Genomic DNA, 19696 nt, shown 5'->3' with positions numbered 1-19696 from the left:
GTCGGGGCATTTAGCCTCTTGAGTCTTCTCCGCAATATCTCTAAAAAAGCGGTCAGCGCGTTCGTTGCGTTGGCCGCTTCTCTTGTTTTTTGCCGTCCCCTCACGGAGAGACGCCTGCTGCTCCCTCAAGCTTTTATGGGTTTGATTATTATTTCTTTCCAATAATAATTCGTACTTTTGCACCCCGAAAAGAAACGGCAGGCGGGAATAGTCCCGTAAAGCCGTAAATATCAGATAAAAGAAAATATGACAGACATTCGTAACATCGCCATCATTGCCCACGTTGACCACGGTAAGACAACGCTCGTGGACAAGATGCTGCTTGCCGGAAACCTCTTCCGCGAAAACCAGCCCACGGGTCAACTAATCCTCGATAATAATGAGTTGGAGCGAGAGCGAGGTATCACCATTCTCTCCAAGAATGTCTCTATCAACTATAAAGGCACTAAAATCAATATTATTGATACTCCGGGCCACTCCGACTTTGGTGGAGAGGTGGAGCGCGTACTCAATATGGCCGACGGCTGTATCTTGCTCGTTGATGCCTTTGAGGGCCCGATGCCTCAAACGCGCTTCGTGCTCCAAAAAGCCTTGCAGATCGGACTGAAGCCTATCGTGGTGGTCAACAAAGTGGACAAACCTAACTGCCGCCCCGAGGAAGTGTACGAAATGGTATTCGACCTCATGTGCGACCTTGATGCTACTGAGGAACAGCTCAATTTCCCCGTTGTGTATGGTTCGGCCAAAAACAACTGGATGGGAGCTGACTGGCGCACGCCGACGGATAATATCAACTACCTGCTGGACGAGATTCTGAAAGAAATACCGGCTCCTCCCATGAATGAGGGAACGCCGCAGCTTTTGATCACAAGTCTCGACTACTCCAATTATACGGGACGTATCGCCGTGGGACGTGTTCACCGCGGTTCGCTGCAAGACGGCATGAACGTTACGATTGTTCATCGCGACGGTTCACAAGAGAAAACAAAAATCAAAGAGCTCCACACCTTTGAGGGTATGGGACGCAAGCGCACCGAAGAAGTGCATTGCGGCGATATTTGTGCTATCGTTGGTTTGGAGAATTTCGAAATTGGAGATACCATCTGCGATTTCAACGAACCTGAAGCGCTCGAGCCCATCGCTATCGACGAACCCACCATGTCTATGTTGTTCACCATCAACGATAGTCCGTTCTTCGGTAAAGAAGGGAAATTCTGCACCAGCCGCCACATCAACGACCGTTTGCAACACGAATTGGAGAAAGACCTTGCTTTGCGCGTCAACCAAATCGACGCCGACAAATGGCTCGTTAGTGGACGCGGTGTGCTCCATCTTTCTGTCCTCGTTGAGACTATGCGCCGCGAGGGCTACGAACTGCAGGTGGGTCAGCCACAGGTGATCTATAAAGAAATCGACGGTAAGCGTTGCGAACCGATTGAGGAACTGACCATCAATGTGCCCGAGGAATTCAGCTCTAAGATGATCGACATGGTGACCCGCCGCAAGGGCGAGATGACCAGTATGCAGAACCTGGGCGAGCGCGTGGATATAGAATTCAATATCCCCTCTCGAGGCATCATTGGCCTACGTACCAATGTGCTCACAGCCAGTCAGGGCGAAGCCATCATGGCTCACCGCTTCAAGACCTATGAGCCGTTCAAGGGTGAGATTCAGCGCCGCACCAATGGCTCAATGATATCTATGGAAAGCGGTACGGTATTCGCCTACGCCCTTGACAAACTCCAGGATCGTGGCCGTTTCTTCATCAATCCGCAGGACGAAGTGTACGCAGGACAAATTGTGGGCGAGCACGTCCATGACAAAGACCTCGTTGTGAATGTGACAAAGGCCAAACAGCTCACCAATGTCCGTGCCTCCGGTACTGACGAGAAGGCGCGCATCATTCCGCCCATCGTGTTCAGTTTGGAAGAAGCACTCGAATATATTAAAGAGGACGAGTTTGTGGAAGTTACGCCGAAGTCGATGCGTATGCGCAAGATGATTCTCGACCACCTGGCACGCAAGCGCGCTAATAAGAGCGAAGAAGAGTAGTAGTTCGCCGCCGGCCTCTCCCTCCTTTTTCGAGTCAAGAGCGAACTTCGGCATTTCTACATATAACAATACCGGCGCTCCAGCCTATTTCTGGACCGCCTACAATCCTTATCCGCAATGTCTGCTCATAGGCATTGCGGATTTTTTGTAAGCTATTGCAGATGAGAATAAGTTAGCACGGCAAAGGAGACTAATAACATTTTTGCAAAAAAGCAATGAGGATTTAGCCCTAAGACTTCAATGATATTTTCTCCTAAGAAGAATAAAGTAGCTCTTGTACCTCCACCATCAGTACAAGAGGAGAAAGTGGTTAGTACAGTTTGTCCCTCTTTTGCGGAAAGTGGCTAAAGGCAAACACTGATATGAGTCACGGCTGATAATATATTTAAGAGTTTATTGAAGACGAGCTTGAAGCTTTTGATAGTTGCGATCTCTTGTTGCTCCAGCGATTAAAAAGAGATCAAGGAATGCCCAGAAAAGGAAGCCACCAGCTGTGCATAGCTTTAACAGACCTAAAGCTATATCACCAATATAGAAGCGATCAACAGCAAAGTGGAAGAAGAAAATTGAAAGGACGACTGCCATTGTGGGATTCTTAAATTGGATAGTTGTGAGTACTATCCAATATGAATCGTCAAGTGAAAGTAATTGTTCTCTGAGAAGGAGTAGCTTGCTCTGCGGGAGGTAGTGATTGTTTGCCATGAGAAACATATCAACTTTTTGTGCAGTCATAATTTTCTAAGTTTTGAAGCTGATTTTAAAAAGGGTGTTAGTAGAAAATAGTATAAATGCAAATATAGCTATTTTTAGAAAATTCTATTATTGATGCCTTCTTACTTTTACTTCTTAGCGAGGAAGTGGAAAAGCAATAAAGCAAGTCGTCAATATCCTTATTGCGTTTGAGAATACAATAAGGCTGTCAGTTCACATCCTTATTGCGTCCGCTCACGCCCTTATTGCATTCGAGGCTACAATAAGTTTATCCGCCAGCAACCTTATTGTGTTCATTCGCATTCCTATTCTGTCCGCTCACGCCCTTATTGCATCCACACCCCTCTGCAATGTTGCGTATTCACCCACTGTCCCCGGCAGGGACACACCATGCTTAACCGCGGGTGGTGCCCGAAGGGTGAACCCGTGGGAAAGGGATGCACAAACCTCCGACGCAGGAAGCGTCGCACAGCTCCCACCTCGCTCTTCCCAAGATTCTATTTTTTGTTGTCACGTCGTCACGTTGTCACACTTTGAGTATAACTAACTGAGAACGTATATATTATAATCGTGACGACAAGTGACAGCAGTGTGACAACGAATATTTTGTTGTCACGCGTATAAGCACTTGTCTATCAGCGTCTTCTCTCCTCCGTGACAACGTGACAACAAAAATACGAGTTTTTTCTGAGTGGGAGAGAGGGAGAAGACTCTCTCCATGCTTTCAGTGCGACACCGTCAGTGCCGGAAGCAGGGTTGTCTGCCAGCTCGCAGTTTTTCCCTCGCTCTCGCTCGGGTATCACCCGCGGTTACGCAGAGTGCGCCTCCGCCAGAGGCGTGAATTGCTATATTGTCAAATACTGAGAGTGATGCATATGACCCACGAAATATCCTCTACAACTCTTATTCTACTTAATAATCACCACTTAAAACTCTCTTGTGGCCTCTTCGAGCCATGCGCGATGGGCGGGGGCGGGGAGGAGAGGGAGCAGTCGGCGGCGCACTTCGGTGTGGTAGTTGTTGAGCCAGCAGATTTCTTCAGATGTGAGCATTTCGCGCACGATGGGGCGCAGGTCGATGGGGCAGAGCGTGAGGGTTTCGAACCGACAGAAATGACCAAAAGGCGTTTCGCCATCGTCGACAACGAGGAGCGTGTTCTCTATTCGCACACCAAACTTACCCGACACATAGAGACTAGGTTCGTTCGTGATTGTCATGCCCGGACGGAAACCAACGAGGGTGCAGTCGCGCACGTTTTTCCGTATCTGATGAGGCCCTTCGTGTACACAGAGGTGAGCACCCACGCCGTGTCCTGTTCCGTGCCCGAAATCGTATCCCTCCTGCCACATAGCGCGGCGCGCGGCGTAGTCGAGTTCCAGTCCGGAAGTGCCGATGGGGAAACGAGCCGACGAAAGAGCAATGTGGCCTTTCAGTACGAGCGTGTACACTTTCCGCTCCTCGTCTGTGAGCGGTCCGCACGGCAGCGTTCGCGTGATGTCTGTAGTGCCGTCTACATACTGCGCGCCGCTGTCGAGGAGGAGAAAGCCCCCTCCATCAATAGACGCATTGGTGGTTTCATCAGCTTCGTAGTGGACGATAGCCCCATGCGGGCCGTAGGCAGCAATGGTGCTGAAACTTAGTCCGCAGAACATTTCTTCTTTGCTTCGTTCTGCTGTTAGTTCTTTATCGATGCGCAGTTCGTCCCACGCCGCATTTCCGCGGCGGGCTTCCCATTTCTCCAAAAATCTCACCATGGCGCAGCCGTCTTTCTCCATGGCTCTTCTGAATCCCTGCTGTTCGGCAGGTGTTTTGATGGCGCGGAGCGCGGGGACGGGGGAAGAAACGAGCGGACATTTCAGGTGAGCGTCTAACGCGGTACGCATCACTTGGATGTTTACTTCGTGGGGGATAGCGATAGAATCCAGCTCGGAGGGGATAAGTTCTTTCCAACCATCGTAGGGGCGGGCCTCTATGTGGTTTTCTTGGAGGTATTCGTTGACGGCTGGCGTGAGTTGGTGCTCATCCACGAAAAGCACGCTGTTTCCCTCACGGCGCAGGAGCAGATAACTCATGAAGACGGGGTTAAACTCGATGTCGTCGCCTCTTAGATTGAGCGTCCAGGCGATTTCAGAGAGATCCGATAGCAGAAGTGCCTGCGGCTCGGTCTCCTTCAGGTTTTTCCAGATGAGTGTTATCTTTTCATCGACCGACATCCCTGTATACTCCAGCGGTTGCAATACGAGGGGGCGTTGCGGCAAGGCAGGGCGATTTGTCCAAAGTTCGTCGAAAGGATCTTCCGCCGCAGCTGTGAGTTGGTATGAGGCATTCTCCAGTAGATCCGTGTATTCTGCTGTCGACATTGTGCCGCTGAAGCAACCCACTATGGCCTGTGCAGGCAGTTGGGCGCAGAGCCATTCTTTCAGAGTCGGCACACCCTCATCGCCATCCCGCATGAGTTGGAACGGCGTTCCCTCGAGCTGTTCCGCCGCCTGCAACCAGTAGCGAGAATCTGTCCAAAGTGCCGCAGCATCCTTAGTGACCACAGCAATACCCGCCGAGCCCGTGAAGCCCGTGAGCCATTCCCGACACTTCCAATGGTCGGCCAGATATTCAGAATTATGAGGGTCGGCAGTTGGTATGATAAAAGCCTGGAGCGCATTGTGGTGTTCCATCCAGTTGCGCAGAGCGTCGACGCGCTTGGTGATGATTTCGTTGAGCATGATGATAGTATGAACGTATTTGTCAGGTGGCAGAGAGGTTCTCTGCCTTACTTTTTCGTGCCGAAGTTACGATTTTTCCAATCAAAAAGACAAAAGAGCCATTCCTTTTGGCCTTTCGAGAAGAAAAATTAAAGTATTCCTTGTGTATGTCCCGAAAGAATTTGGTACTTTTGCGGAAACTACAAACAGGAGCAGAAATGCTCATCATCTGAACGAACAAACTTTTTAATTTATACACCAATGGCATATTTAAGTAATGAGAAACTGGTCATCGTCGGTGCTGGCGGTATGATTGGTTCAAACATGGTGCAGAGCGTATTGATGCTCGGCTTAACTCCCAACGTTTGTCTGTATGACATCTTTGAACCGGGTCTTCACGGTGTAGCTGACGAAATCGCTCAGTGCGGTTTCCCTGGTGCAAACATCACATGGACAACTAACCCCGAAGAAGCTTTCACAGGCGCAAAGTATATCATCTCTTCAGGTGGTGCTCCCCGTAAGGAAGGCATGACTCGTGAGGATCTCCTCAAGGGCAACTGCCAAATCGCAGCTGAGTTCGGCGATTTCATCAAGAAGTACTGCCCCGATGTGAAGCACGTAGTGGTGATCTTCAACCCCGCTGACGTAACAGCTCTGACGGCTCTGATCCACTCCGGCTTGAAGCCCAACCAGCTCACCTCTCTCGCAGCGCTCGACTCCACTCGTTTGCAGCAGGCTCTGGCTCTTGAGTTCGGCGTTCAGCAGGACGCAGTGACCGGCGCTCACACATACGGTGGTCACGGCGAGCAGATGGCCGTTTTCGCATCTCATGTGAAGGTAGACGGTAAGCCCCTTTGCGAGATGGGTCTCTCAGACGAAAAGTGGGAAGATATCAAGCACCGCACGGTTCAAGGCGGTTCAAACATCATCAAGCTTCGTGGCCGTAGCTCTTTCCAGAGCCCCGCTTACAATGCTGTTAAGATGATTGAAGCTGCAATGGGTGGCGAGAAGTTCACCTTGCCCGCAGGTTGCTACGTAAACAATGACGCGCTCGGTTTCAAGAACGTGATGATGGCTATGCCTACAACGATCGACGCTACGGGCGTACATTTCGTTGAGCCGAAGGGTACTGCCGACGAATTGGCAAGCTTGCAGAAATCTTACGAGCATCTTTGCAAGATGCGCGACGAAATTGTTGAGCTCGGCATCATTCCTCCTGTAGCAGAATGGAAAGAAATGAATCCGAATCTCTAATCCGCGATTCAATTCATTAAAGAAAGAAGGGACACGCTTCGGTGTGTCCCTTTATCGTATCCTTTTGTCAGAAAAAGCGAAGGTTGTGTGGAGTTGCCCTATCCTGCCAGCGCAGGCGAACTGCTGCGGCGCGAAAAATATCCTTATTGTGTCAGCTGACGCAATAAGGATGTCAGCTGACAGCCTTATTGTATTTTCAAACGCAATAAGGATATTTTTGTGGGTCTATAAGGGAGAGAGTGTTCCACTTCTTTTGTTCATCTTTCGAACGGATGAAAACGATTTTTATATTATATCCCTCAAAAAGAAATAAATTGTTTTGTTGTATATGTGTAAAAGTGTACATTTGCGCACCTAATCGCAAAAATTATCTGGCTAACATTCAAATACCTAAACTAAATTATAATGAAAAGAAACCTTTACCTGTTCTTTTTTCTGATGTTGGTGTTTTTTGCTCCCCAAGCTGTGGCGGGCACTTTCCCAACGATCAGTACCAGCAGCAAAACTGTCTGGTATTATCTTCGCTTTACCAAAGGCGACTATGTGCTGACGGGCTCTTCCGTTGGTCAGCCTTGTATCGCGAGTTTCGCTGCTCGGCGCGAATACCAGCTGTGGAAAGTGGAGGGCACAAGCGCACAAGGCTACACGCTCACCAATCAACTCGGTCAGATACTGACCTATGCTGGTAGGTCTTCGGGTTCTGCGCTCTATTGTGCCAGCTCTGCCAGCAACAATTCTCGCTTCGATATTCCCACATTTCAGGGCGAACTGACCCTCAAGCCCCACGGCGAAACGGGCAACCTTTGTGTCAATGTTTGGGGCGGTATGGGGCTTGGTAATCCTATCAAATTCTATTCTCCCGGCGATGCCAACTCCGTAGTGGCTTTTGTGGAAGAAAAGGACCTGAACTCTACAAGCGCCACCCTTCCCCTTATTCCGTACCCCGCTTCCGTAGTGAAAAGCGAAGGTACATTGGCTGTGAATACGCTCAAGGGGATTGTGGCCACTGGCGACTCTCTCAAGATGCTCGCCCAGACTTTTGCTGATGATTTGCTGCGCACTTCGGGTATCGCTTTGCCCAACCTCGACCAGCAACCCTCTACTGGTGCGGGACAGAATAGTCCTGTCATTACGCTTGCTATCAACTCTGCGCTCGGTCAGGAAGCCTACCGACTGACAATCAAGGCCGACGGCGTACAGATTGAAGGCGGTGCGTACGGCGGAGTCTTCTATGCGCTGCAAACCTTGCGGCAGTTGCTGCCACGCAGCATCTATGGTAAGACGCTCGACAATAAATCAGCTTGGACACTGCCCTATCTGACCATTCAGGATGCCCCACAACTTGGCTACCGCGGCTTTCAGCTCGATGTGTCGCGCCATTTCTTCACGAAAGAAGAAGTGAAAAAACTGCTTGATGTGGCTTCTGTTTACAAACTCAATCGTTTCCACTGGCATTTGACCGATGATCAGGGCTGGCGCATTGAGATTCCCGAATATCCGCGCTTGACTACCGTGGGCGCAGTGCGCAATCGCTCACTGACGATCAACGATCCAAGTAAGGGCGTTGACTTCTTCGACGATACTGAGTATGGACGCGGCTGTTTCTACACCCTCACCGAATTGCGCGAGATTGTGGACTACGCTCGTGCCCGCAATATCGAAATTATCCCCGAAATTGATATGCCGGGCCACATGGTGGCTGCCGTAGCGGCTTACCCCTGGCTGTCGTGCGACTCAACGAAGCACTACACGGTGCGCGCTGAGAAAGGAATCAGCACGGACGTTCTCAACGTGGGCGACGACCGCGTGATCGATTTCTTGAAGTGTGTGCTCGGTCACGTTGTTGACGTGTTCCCCAGCCGCTACATACACCTTGGTGGAGATGAATGCCCCACCACCGTTTGGCGTACTAACAAGCAATGCCAAGACCGCATTAAAAACGAAGGTCTTAGTGGTGTTGAGGAACTCCAGCCCTGGCTCGTTGAAACCCTCGGTACTTGGCTCAAGACAGAATACGGCCGCGACGTGGTAGTTTGGGACGAACTTATCAACCATTGGAAAAATTCGTACACTGTAAAGCCCATTGTGATGGCATATTCTTCGCCCGAGCGCATCAAAGCATCTGTGGCGAAAGGTTTCACCAGTATTTTCACGCCTTCCTTCCCTCTCTATTTCGACCTCTTGCAGGTGTCGCCCGCTCAAACAGAGATCGACGCCCCCTACATTGGTGGCTACGGCGACGGAGCGGTTAACAGCGTTGATAGAGTTTATAACGTGAACCCCGTGGCTATGGTGAGCGGCAAGGAGAAACTCCTGCTCGGCGCGCAAGCTTGTCTCTGGACGGAGAGTTGCAACAACAATGCTGCTGCCGAGTATCAGCTCTATCCGCGCTTGCTGGCTCTCAGCGAAATGTCTTGGTTGCCGCAAGCAAAGCGCCGTTTTACTGATTTCTACCTCCGCTTGCAAACCCACGCTTCTTTGCTCGATACACTCAAAATCACTTACGCGAAACATTTCTTTGAGACACCGCGACAAACGGCTGCTGAAAAGGCATTGACCGAAGCCGACACATTGTTGGCGCAGAGCCATCCAGGCGCAGTGGGCTACCCTGCACAGACCGACTACAACTTCTTGCAGGCGGCTGCAAACGTTTTCCGTGCCGACACAGCCAATGTGGCCAACCTCGCAGCTCTCACGCAGCAGATTGCCAACTATAAGAAAGCCGAGGTGAAGCTCCCCGAGGCGGGCAAGGTTTATCAGCTCGTGAGCGCGTCTACCTACTATCGCAAACGCTTTGCAGGTTCTACGCTCTATGCCGTGGGTAACAATCTGAAGATCCACTACACGCCGCAAACAGAGCCCGAGGAACTCTTCCTCTTCCAGCCGCAGCAGCGCGGAGGCTATGTGCTTCGTTCGGTATTCAACGGAAAAAAACTCCAACTTGCCAATGTGGATGCGAAAGCAGCCTTGAATGACAAGGATTCCACCGTTGTGTTCGTGCGCAAAGCCATGACAGCCACCGCTCCCTACGACTATCAGGCCGGTGTCCTGAATCTGCGTAGCAACAAGGGCGTTCTCTCTGTGAATGTAGCCGGTTTTGCCACCACAGGCACCGACTCTGCTCTTTGCTATCCAGGTTGCTGGCGCATCGTGGAGGTTACGGATTTCACGGCGCAGCTTCAAGGTCTTGTCAACAAGGCAAATCGCATTCTCTCCAATAGTCGTCCGGGCGAAGTGGGCGAACCTACCGCCGAAGCTCTCAATTTCCTCCGCTCTTCCGTGGTAGATCCTGCCACGACCGACTTGGCTGCTGGCAGCGTGAGCCGTGAAACTTTCCAACGCTATACTGACCTCTACGAGCAGTTCTGCAAAATGGAACGCACATCAGTGCTCGACGGCTTGAGCGGAGACTACTATTATTACATCCAAAACGGTTATTTCACCGCACAATATGCTGCTGGTGATGCCGCTGCTAAGGAAGTGAAGTCCAAAACCCTTGTGGAGAACGATGATAGCTATCTCTGGCTGGTGGAGAAGCAAGCTAACGGCGCGGTTCGCCTGCGCAATAAGCTGACCAATACTTATGCCTATGTGCCCTCTTCAGCTGTCGACCAGAGTGTCAAGCTGGGCCAGGCTTACTCATGGGAATTGAAACTCGTCACTACGGACCAAGGTAATGAAGCAATTGCTATCGTTGTTCCGAATGCGCAGAACGGTTGGTACACAAATGCGAACACCTGGAAGTATGTCCTGCTGAAACCCTACACTTGGGGCGCAAGCGTTTGGAACTTTGTGCGCAAGGGCAAGACAACAGGTATCGAAACTCCCGCCGTGCAGACCGAGAAAGAAAATGAGACTTACGACCTGCAAGGCCGTCGCGTGTTGACGCCCACTTCTGGCGTTTATATCATCAACGGCGAAAAGGTTGTGAAATAACACGAGAGCCACAAGGGTCATCACTGCTCAACGGCGGTGATAGCGTCCATAAGGCTACCGATTTGTCCCATAAGGGCGTCAACTGACACAATAAGGCTGTCAGCTGGCGCCCTTATTGTATCCGCTGGCTTCCTTATTGTGTCAGTCGACAGCCTTATTGTATTTTTCGGCCGCCTTATTCTGTGGGGCAATATCTCACTTGGAAGGTAGCGGAGCGTAAGAAAATTGGGGCACACAATAAGCGCGTGGCTGAAAATCGTTGATTATCCTTTTGCTTTGTGCAGGCTTTCAAGTAATTTAGCCCCCAAATAACAAAACGCGATAATCAGAATGGATTATAACTTTAGAGAAATCGAGAAAAAATGGCGCGAACAATGGGCCAAGGACAAGACGTATCACGTTGAGATGGATGCGTCGAAACCCAAGTTCTACGTACTGAATATGTTTCCCTATCCCTCTGGCGCTGGCCTTCATGTGGGGCATCCGCTGGGCTACATCGCCAGCGATATCTATGCTCGCTACAAACGGCAGAAGGGTTTCAACGTGTTGAACCCTATGGGCTATGATGCCTATGGTTTGCCCGCTGAACAATATGCCATTCAGACGGGGCAGCATCCGGCAGTGACTACGGAAAAGAACATTGCCCGCTATCGCGAACAGCTTGATAAAATTGGTTTCAGCTTCGACTGGGACCGCGAGATACGCACCTGCGACCCGCAGTATTACCACTGGACGCAGTGGGCCTTTAGCAAAATGTTCAATTCGTTCTATTGCAACAAATGCCAGGCAGCACAGCCCATCGAACACCTCACGGCCCACTTTGCCGAAAAGGGAACGGCCGAGCTGGATGTGGCTCAGAGCGAAGAACTCAGCTTCACGGCTGAGGAATGGAACAGCTACGACAGCGTGAAGCAACAGCAAGTGTTGATGAACTACCGCATCGCCTATCTGGGCGAAACGATGGTGAACTGGTGTCCGGCCCTCGGAACGGTGTTGGCCAATGATGAAGTGGTCGACGGCGTAAGCGAGCGCGGCGGTCACCCCGTGGTGCAGCAGAAGATGAAGCAATGGTGCTTGCGCGTGAGTGCATACGCTCAACGCCTGCTCGACGGTCTCGACACGATTGACTGGAGCGATTCTATCAAAGAAACACAGCGCAACTGGATTGGCCGTAGCGAAGGCACGGAAATGCAGTTCCGCATTAAGGGCCAAGAAGAGCCTGTGACGATTTTCACTACGCGCGCCGACACTATCTTCGGTGTAACGTTCATGGTGTTAGCACCCGAGAGCGAACTCGTGGAGCGTCTCACCACGCCCGAGCAGCAAGCCGCTGTGAAGGAATATGTTGAGGCCACGAAGAAGCGCACCGAGCGCGAACGCATTGCCGACCGCCGTGTGACGGGTGTGTTCTCCGGTTCGTATGGCATCAATCCGTTCACCGGTGCAGAAGTGCCCGTGTGGATCAGCGACTATGTGCTGGCTGGCTACGGCACGGGAGCCATCATGGCAGTACCCGCGCACGACAGCCGCGACTACGCCTTTGCGCGCCACTTCAACCTGCCCATCATCCCGCTTATCGAAGGGGCTGATGTGAGCGAGGAAAGTTTCGACGCCAAGGAGGGAATCGTCACCAACAGTCCTGCCGCTGGCACTACGAGCCTCGAAGGCTTCAGCCTGAACGGCCTGACGGTGAAAGAAGCCATCGCAGCTACCAAGGAGTTTGTCACCGCTCACAACCTGGGCCGTGTGAAAATCAACTATCGCCTGCGCGATGCCATCTTCAGTCGTCAGCGCTATTGGGGCGAGCCATTCCCCGTTTACTACAAGGACGGTATGCCGCAGATGATCCCAGAGGATTGTCTCCCCATCCTGCTCCCCGAAGTGACAAAGTTCCTCCCCACCGAAACCGGTGAGCCTCCATTGGGCAACGCCACCCATTGGGCGTGGGACGAAACAAACCGCTGCGTTGTTGAAAATGCTAAAATCGACAACAAAACCGTTTTCCCCATCGAACTTAGTACGATGCCCGGTTTTGCAGGCAGTTCGGCCTATTACCTTCGCTATATGGATCCTCGCAATGATAAAGCTCTTGTGGACGAGAAGGTGGATGCCTATTGGCGCAACGTGGATCTCTACGTGGGCGGTTCGGAACACGCTACCGGCCATTTGATCTACAGCCGATTCTGGAACAAATTCCTCCACGACAACGGCGTGAGCTGCGAGGAAGAACCCTACCGCAAACTCGTGAATCAGGGAATGATTCAGGGCCGCTCAAACTTCGTGTACCGCATCAAGGACACCAACAAGTTTGTGAGCCTCGGACTCAAGGACGAGTATGAGACAACGCCCCTCCACGTGGATGTAAACATCGTTGAGAACGACATCCTCGACACCGAAGCCTTCCGCAAATGGCGCCCCGAATTTGAAACGGCCGAATTTGTGCTGGAAGACGGCAAATACGTATGCGGCTGGGCAGTGGAGAAAATGAGTAAGTCGATGTTCAACGTAGTGAACCCCGACGATATTATTGAGCGCTACGGCGCGGACACCCTCCGCCTCTACGAGATGTTCCTTGGCCCGATCAGTCAGAGTAAGCCCTGGGACAGCAACGGCGTTGACGGCTCCGCTCGCTTCTTGCGCCGCTTCTGGAACCTCTTTGAAACCATCGACGAAACAGAGCCCACGAAGGACAACCTCAAGAGCCTCCACAAGCTCATCAAGAAAGTGAGCGAGGATATTGAGGAATTCTCCTACAACACAAGTATTCCGGCCTTTATGGTAGCCACAACGGAGCTGGGACAGCAGAAGTGCCACAGTCGCAAGGTGTTAGAGCAGCTTGTAGCCCTTCTCGCCCCCTTCGCCCCCTACATCTGCGAGGAACTCTGGCAGCGGCTCGGCCACACAGAGAGTGTGGTCAACGCTCCCTGGCCTGAGTTTGACGAGAGCTACCTCAAGGAGGACACCATCACCATGTCTGTCTCCTTCAACGGTAAGACGCGCTTCACCATCGACGTGGCAGCCGATGCTCCGAAGGAGGAAGTGGAGAAGCTCGCCCTCGAAAACGAGAACACAGCTCGCTATCTCGATGGCAAGCAGATTGTGAAGATTATCGTAGTGCCCGGACGCATCGTCAATATCGTCATCAAATAAAAACATCTCAAAGCTCCTCCCGCGAGGGAGGGGCTCTCTCTTACTTAAAACATTGCTATGCTAAGTTTTAATAAGCCCGTTGTCACGAAAGAGCAGGTGTTCTTGGAACTGAAAGACTACCTGTTTATCACTTTCGGCCTTGCGCTCTACGCCGTGGGCGTTAACTGCTTCATGCTGCCTTATCAAATTACGTCGGGCGGCGTTGCGGGTATCGGTTCGATCCTGTTCTATGGTTTCGGAATTCCTATTGCCGTCACGTATTTCTCCGTCAACGTGTTCCTTCTCATACTCTCGGTGAAGATTATGGGCTGGCGGTTCAGCATCAAGACCATCTACGGCGTCATCATGCTTACGGTGTTCCTCCAGATGGGGCACGACTTCATGATCAACTTTGGTATGACCCATCCTGGAGAGTTTGATATTATCTATAAACAGATGCCGCAGATCGTTCGGCAGGACGCTTTCATGAGCACCATTCTCGGAGCGGCCTGCGAAGGTATCGGACTGGGCATCGTCTTTCTTTCCAACGGCTCTACAGGCGGTACGGACATCATTGCAGCTATTATAAACAAATACAAAGACGTCACGCTGGGCCAGGTGATTATGTTTGTCGACATCTTCATCATTTCTTCCAGTATACTCCTTAAGTCTGTCAATATCTCGCAACTTCTCTACGGCTACTGCACGCTGATCGTTACAAATATATTGCTGGACTTCGTTGTGGATCGAGGCCGACAATCCGTGCAGTTCTTTATCTTTTCCAACAAGTACAACGAGATAGCAGACGCCATCACCTCTACGGGGCGCGGCGTGACCGTACTCGATGGCGAAGGCTGGTACACCCATGCTTCGCGCAAGGTGCTTGTGGTGCTGGCCAAGAAACGCGAGAGCGGACAGATCTTTCGTTTCATCCAGAATATAGACCCCGAAGCGTTCGTCAGTCAGTCGAAAGTCATCGGCGTCTTTGGCTACGGCTTCGACCGCATAAAGGCCAAGCGCCAAGCCATGGCTGCGCCGAAGCAAGAGAACCTCCCGATGCCCGAAGAAGAACACCTCGTGGTGCCCGAGTGGACAACTCTCAACGGTTACGAGCCTGACAATCAAAAATGAAACAAGTCACGATAGTTCCTCAGGGCGGACTGTGCAACCGGCTTCGCGTTGTGCTCTCCGCCCTGACGCTTTCTCGCCTCGATGTCAGCCTGCGCGTGGACTGGGCCTGCAATGCCGAGTGTCGCGCCAGTTTTGCCGACCTCTTCGCGACGGCTCCGCTCACCCCGCTCCTTATTGGCGAGCGGCATTGGTGGAACGTGCCGCAGTCGCGCCGCAACCTGCACTTGCCCGCCTTGCTGCGCCGCGCCTGCTACGACCTCCAGTTGGTCAATTTCAATGGTGCGACCGACGATAGCTTACCGCGGCTCATCGACACCTATAATAATATATATGTGTCCACGGGTTATGTCCTCCAGCCCTATGGCGTCCATCTTGCCCAACTTCTACACCCCGTCCCCGCTTTGCAGCAGCGCATCGACGACATCTGCCGCACGTTCGAGGATAGAGTAGTGGGCGTTCACATTCGCCGTACCGACAGCGTGCGCTCCATAGCCGAAAGCACCGATGCCGCTTTTCTCGCCGCCATGCAGCGAGAGGTGAACGCCGACGCCAACGTGTGCTTCTTCCTTGCCACGGATTCGCTCGCGCTCCGCACCCGTTTGGAAAACGCCTTTCCAGGTCGCATTGTGGCGCAACCCGTTCAGAGTGTTCGGCGCGACACGTTGAGCGGAATGCAAGATGCCGTGGTCGACCTCTTCTGCTTATCGCGCACACGGAAACTCCTGGGCAGCTATTGGTCGTCCTTTTCCGATATGGCCGCAGAACTTTCGGACATCCCCCTTCAAATAGTAAAAACATCACACCCATAAATATACCGAACATGAAACGCCTCGTTTTCGCCACTAACAACGCTCACAAACTCGAAGAAATACGCGCCATCTTGGGCAACCATATCGAACTGCTCAGTTTGGGCGACATCCATTGCGACACCGATATTCCCGAAACCGCTGACACCCTCGAAGGCAACGCGCTGATAAAGGCGCGCTACGTTTATAGCCACTACGGCCTCGACTGCTTTGCCGACGACACCGGTCTGGAGGTGACCGCCCTCGGTGGTCGCCCCGGAGTTCACACCGCCCGCTATGCCTACCCCGATCGCCACGATGCGGAGGCCAACACCGCCCACTTGCTCGACGAACTAAAAAATAAATCGGACCGCAGCGCAAGATTCCGCACCGTTATCGCGTTAATAGAGAAAGGGGAGGAGCACCTCTTCGAAGGCATCGTTGAGGGAACAATTGCTCCAGAGAAGCGCGGCACGCAGGGCTTTGGCTACGACCCCGTCTTCTCTCCCGAGCAAACCGGTAAGACCTTTGCCGAGTTGGGCGTTGAGGTGAAAAACAACATCAGCCACCGCGCCCGCGCTGTTGCGAAGCTCGTAGCGTTTCTCAATAAAGAGAAATAAATCGCTGCTCCCTCCCCGTTCATGACAATCTTTATCCGAATGCGCAAACTCTCAATCCTTCTGGCCGCGCTGCTGCTTGTGTTTTTTACAGCCTCGGCCACACCCACCGACGGTTGGACACTTTTTCCAGCCTATCATAATTGTATCTTCAACCAACCGGCGGCCGATCGCATCTACGCCCTCTACGATGGAAATTTACTCTCTTACAGTCCTGCGGACTCCGAGGTGCGCCAACTCACGAAGCTAACAGGGCTCAGCGATAAGTCCGTAAGTCTGATGGGCTATTCCACCACGCAGCGCTGTCTCGTCTTGGTCTATGCCAATGCAAATATCGACCTGCTTTTCGACAATGGCCGCATCCTCAACATCCCGCAGCTCAAGACGAGCAGCGACGGTACAGCACAGCTCAACGCCCTCAATGTGGCGGGCGACTGGGCGGCGTTGGCCACCAGTACGGGCGTTGTCGTCATCGACCTCAAGAAGAGGGAGGTGAAGGGCTCTTATGTCTTGGGAACCAACTGCCGTGCGGCGGCTGTTTTCAATGGGGCAATCTTTGCCGCGCGTAATAGGGCACTGACTTATTGCCTGCTCTCCGACAATCCCTCCGATGCCACGCGTTGGCAAACGGCGCGCAGCGAAACGGCCCTCCAGCTGATGCCGTTTGCGGGCCGACTTTTCTATTCCTCTGCTGCGGGGCTCTACGCCCTCAAGGGTTCGCCTGCTGCGGGAAACCTCACGGTCAGCCAGCTTTCGGCGTCTGTCTTCACCTCTTTTTATGCCGATGCTCAGAAAGCAGTTTTTGCCAACGCTTCGGAACTGAATGTTTGCGAAGCCACTAATCCCGACCATCTCTCATCCTATGCTGCCAGCGCGTCGTGGAAGCAAGTCAGCCGCGCCAATAATGGAACGTTTTGGGTGACTACGTCTGACGGACAACTCCAGGCTTACAAACTCAGCGGAAGTGCCTTTCAGGCGGTGGAAACGCCCATAGGGGGCTACGGCCCGAAGCGCGACCTCTGTTATTATATGTCTTATGTCGGTCCGCGTCTGCTGGTGGCTGGCGGACGCCTCGACCCCTACGATCGAGTGCACTATCCTGCCACGCTGATGACATATGAAAACAGTCGCTGGAGTTCCTTCCAGGAAAGCGGCGTTGCAACAAAAACGGGCGTGGTCTACCGCGATATAACGAGTGTCATTCAGGACCCCGCCGATGCGTCCCACCATTTCGCCACCAGCACTACGGGACTGTATGAGTTCCGCAACCAGCAGTTTTCTAAGTATTATTCCAACGACAACGCAGCCCTTCAGTCGGCCGTGCCCGATGGGAATAAACGCTACATTCGCTTAGATGGCTTGAGCTATGATAAGCAGGGCAATCTCTGGATGGTTAATAATCAGGTGGACACCGTTCTGCGCGTGCTCTTGGCCGATGGTTCTTGGACGAAAGTCTATTCCCCCTCGTTGCGCATGGCTCCCACGCTCGAGCGCACGCTGATTGATAACAACAACAACCTGTGGGTGGCGTCACGCCGTACGGTGAGCAATCATGTGTCGGGACTTCTCTGTTTGAATTTCAATAGCACGCCCGCCAATCTCTCTGACGATGTCGAACGCTATCGTTCTGCTGCTCTCAACGAGGACGGAACGCGCGTGGATCTCCAAAGTGTCTATGCCCTCGCGCAGGATCGCAGTGGCTGGCTTTGGGTGGGAACGGCAAGCGGCGTTTTTGTTGTGGAAAAACCGGCAGATTGGTTCAAAGAGAACTTTACCATTACGCAGGTGAAAGTACCGCGCAACGATGGCACTAATTATGCCGACTATCTGCTGGCCAATGTCCCTGTCTCGTCCGTAGCAGTGGATGGCGCGAATCGTAAGTGGCTCGGGACTTACGGTAGCGGCTTGTATCTCGTAAGCCCCGAAGGAACGAAAATTTTAGCGCATTTCACGGCAGCTCAAACGCCGCTGCTTTCCGATAATATCTACAGCCTGGCAGTCAACTCGGAGACGGGCGAAGTCATGATAGGCACCGATGCAGGCTTATGTTCCTATCAGGGCAAAGCCACGCGGCCCTATGAGAAGCTCGACGAGCAACAGGTAAAAGTATATCCCAATCCCGTCCGCCCCGACTATCATGGGAATGTCACCATCACCGGACTGACAGAAAATTCTGAAGTGAAAGTGATGACCACAGGCGGGCAGGTAGTAGCCAGCGGCCAATCGCTCGGTGGCTCTTTCGTGTGGAACGCCTGCAATCAGAACGGACAGCGAGTGGCAACGGGGGTCTACTATATTCTTGTGGTCACCGCCGATGCAGGCAGTGGCATCGTGGCCAAAGTGGCTGTCATTTGACATCATTTGCGGAGTGTGCGTCCCTCAAATTCTGATGACGAGCACTCCGCAAACATTTTTCTCTACAAGGCCTAAAAAGCTCCGTCAATACGGGGAAAAGTAAGATTTTTCCTGTGAAAAGTGTATTTTTGTGTGTTTTTTAGCAAAAAATATAAGAAAAATTTGTGCAACTCTCTAAGTTACTTTATATTTGCCCTGTATTTAACGGAATTTATAAGTATTATTTTTTAAAAATACAATTGCAATGAACAAAAGTGAATTAGTTAAAGCCATCGCCGAAAATGCTCAATTGAGCCAGGCTGATGCAAAGAAAGCGCTCGATGCTACTCTTGGAGCTATCGCAGGTGCAGTGAAGAAAGGTGACAAAGTAGCTCTCGTTGGCTTCGGTACTTTCTCTGTTTCAGAGCGTGCTGCTCGCGAAGGTCGTAACCCGGCAACTGGCGAGAAGATGACGATCGCAGCTAAGAAGGTCGTTAAGTTCAAGGCAGGTGCTGAACTGACGTTCTAATGGAATAATAAGTCTGGAGGAAACTTCCTTCAGGCTTATATTTTAATCTCGCAAATTTTTGAGGAAGGTAAGCTCGTGCTTCTGCACGTCTTACCTTCTTTGTTTTATTGGAAAAGGAAATCCGCAGCCCTCTTGCTGATGCGTCCGAATATCTGCCGCTTTTCTAAGTATCGGTAGTAGTTGTGAATGCTCATTTCCCGCTTTCCTCAGTTTTTGTTTCTCTCGCCTTGTTGGCCTTCTCTTCTTTGCCGAGCTTTATCCAACCGTCTCAAAACTTGACAGAATTTTGCAGTCACTCGCAGTCTGGAAAATCCGAAAATTCCTGCTTCTTCTTGAAAATCCGAACTTTCTCGCCATCCACAATCGGCAGAAAGTTTGCAAAACCACCAGGATAACCGCATTTTACAACATAATTCCTCCTTTCCTGCACTATTTTCCCTAAAAACGCCTCCTCGTTTCTTCGTCATTTTCCTTATTGTATCCGCGGCTCCCATAAGCCTGTCAGCTCACATCCTTATT

General features: G+C 51.8%; 11 protein-coding genes. 9 read left to right on the top strand and 2 right to left on the bottom strand.

From position 1 onward, the window contains the following. Nucleotides 1–246: 246 nt before the first annotated feature. Nucleotides 247–2052: a translational GTPase TypA gene (gene typA, locus FHS60_RS06230; RefSeq protein WP_183696557.1), complete on the top strand. Its 1806-nt coding sequence runs from the start codon at nt 247–249 to the stop codon at nt 2050–2052. Between the two features lie 393 nt (nt 2053–2445). On the opposite strand, the gene FHS60_RS06225 is transcribed toward typA, so the two are convergent. Next, nucleotides 2446–2784 carry a TM2 domain-containing protein gene (locus FHS60_RS06225; protein WP_183696554.1) on the bottom strand — a complete coding sequence of 113 codons (339 nt, stop codon included), beginning with the start codon at nt 2782–2784 and terminating at the stop codon, nt 2446–2448. A 905-nt stretch (nt 2785–3689) separates the two neighbouring features. Continuing rightward, the gene (locus tag FHS60_RS06220) at nt 3690–5483 is read right to left on the bottom strand and encodes an aminopeptidase P family protein (RefSeq protein ID WP_183696550.1); all 1794 of its coding nucleotides are present in this window, start codon (nt 5481–5483) and stop codon (nt 3690–3692) included. A gap of 240 nt (nt 5484–5723) precedes the next feature. On the opposite strand from FHS60_RS06220, the gene FHS60_RS06215 reads away from it, so the two are divergent. The 8 genes from FHS60_RS06215 to FHS60_RS06180 all read left to right on the top strand — a co-directional run bounded on the left by FHS60_RS06215 (nt 5724) and on the right by FHS60_RS06180 (nt 19177). Beyond that, on the top strand, nt 5724–6716 hold the full coding sequence (locus tag FHS60_RS06215; protein WP_183696547.1) for a malate dehydrogenase: 993 nt from the start codon (nt 5724–5726) through the stop codon (nt 6714–6716). Between the two features lie 405 nt (nt 6717–7121). Then, nucleotides 7122–10652: a beta-N-acetylhexosaminidase gene (locus tag FHS60_RS06210; RefSeq protein WP_183696544.1), complete on the top strand. Its 3531-nt coding sequence runs from the start codon at nt 7122–7124 to the stop codon at nt 10650–10652. 330 nt (nt 10653–10982) lie between these two features. Beyond that, nucleotides 10983–13802 carry a leucine--tRNA ligase gene (gene leuS / locus FHS60_RS06205; RefSeq protein WP_183696541.1) on the top strand — a complete coding sequence of 940 codons (2820 nt, stop codon included), beginning with the start codon at nt 10983–10985 and terminating at the stop codon, nt 13800–13802. A gap of 57 nt (nt 13803–13859) precedes the next feature. Further along, entirely contained in the window at nt 13860–14912 is a 1053-nt protein-coding gene (locus tag FHS60_RS06200; RefSeq protein ID WP_183696538.1) for a YitT family protein, read from the top strand. Next, a complete protein-coding gene (locus tag FHS60_RS06195; RefSeq protein ID WP_183696534.1) occupies nt 14909–15721 on the top strand; it encodes an O-fucosyltransferase family protein in 813 nt (270 codons plus the stop codon). Before FHS60_RS06200 ends, FHS60_RS06195 begins: the two co-directional genes overlap by 4 nt. Before the next feature lie 11 nt (nt 15722–15732). Continuing rightward, a complete protein-coding gene (locus FHS60_RS06190; RefSeq protein ID WP_183696531.1) occupies nt 15733–16317 on the top strand; it encodes a non-canonical purine NTP diphosphatase in 585 nt (194 codons plus the stop codon). A gap of 39 nt (nt 16318–16356) precedes the next feature. Beyond that, the gene (porZ, locus tag FHS60_RS06185; RefSeq protein WP_183696527.1) at nt 16357–18669 is read left to right on the top strand and encodes a type IX secretion system anionic LPS delivery protein PorZ; all 2313 of its coding nucleotides are present in this window, start codon (nt 16357–16359) and stop codon (nt 18667–18669) included. Between the two features lie 244 nt (nt 18670–18913). Then, nucleotides 18914–19177 (top strand): HU family DNA-binding protein, encoded by a 264-nt coding sequence (locus FHS60_RS06180; RefSeq protein WP_009347962.1) that lies wholly within the window; start codon nt 18914–18916, stop codon nt 19175–19177. Nucleotides 19178–19696: the final 519 nt, after the last annotated feature.

Source organism: Alloprevotella rava (assembly GCF_014195585.1).
GTDB classification, from domain to species: domain Bacteria; phylum Bacteroidota; class Bacteroidia; order Bacteroidales; family Bacteroidaceae; genus Alloprevotella; species Alloprevotella rava.
The sequence above is the reverse complement of the archived record's forward strand: the minus strand, read 5'-3'. Positions and strand labels throughout refer to the sequence as shown.

What these genes read in the sequence shown, in the direction of transcription:
- typA (WP_183696557.1), top strand. Translation starts at nt 247, where the DNA reads ATGACAGACATTCGTAACATCGCCATCATTGCCCACGTTGACCACGGT.
- FHS60_RS06225 (WP_183696554.1), bottom strand. Translation starts at nt 2,784, where the DNA reads ATGACTGCACAAAAAGTTGATATGTTTCTCATGGCAAACAATCACTAC.
- FHS60_RS06220 (WP_183696550.1), bottom strand. Translation starts at nt 5,483, where the DNA reads ATGCTCAACGAAATCATCACCAAGCGCGTCGACGCTCTGCGCAACTGG.
- FHS60_RS06215 (WP_183696547.1), top strand. Translation starts at nt 5,724, where the DNA reads ATGGCATATTTAAGTAATGAGAAACTGGTCATCGTCGGTGCTGGCGGT.
- FHS60_RS06210 (WP_183696544.1), top strand. Translation starts at nt 7,122, where the DNA reads ATGAAAAGAAACCTTTACCTGTTCTTTTTTCTGATGTTGGTGTTTTTT.
- leuS (WP_183696541.1), top strand. Translation starts at nt 10,983, where the DNA reads ATGGATTATAACTTTAGAGAAATCGAGAAAAAATGGCGCGAACAATGG.
- FHS60_RS06200 (WP_183696538.1), top strand. Translation starts at nt 13,860, where the DNA reads ATGCTAAGTTTTAATAAGCCCGTTGTCACGAAAGAGCAGGTGTTCTTG.
- FHS60_RS06195 (WP_183696534.1), top strand. Translation starts at nt 14,909, where the DNA reads ATGAAACAAGTCACGATAGTTCCTCAGGGCGGACTGTGCAACCGGCTT.
- FHS60_RS06190 (WP_183696531.1), top strand. Translation starts at nt 15,733, where the DNA reads ATGAAACGCCTCGTTTTCGCCACTAACAACGCTCACAAACTCGAAGAA.
- porZ (WP_183696527.1), top strand. Translation starts at nt 16,357, where the DNA reads ATGCGCAAACTCTCAATCCTTCTGGCCGCGCTGCTGCTTGTGTTTTTT.
- FHS60_RS06180 (WP_009347962.1), top strand. Translation starts at nt 18,914, where the DNA reads ATGAACAAAAGTGAATTAGTTAAAGCCATCGCCGAAAATGCTCAATTG.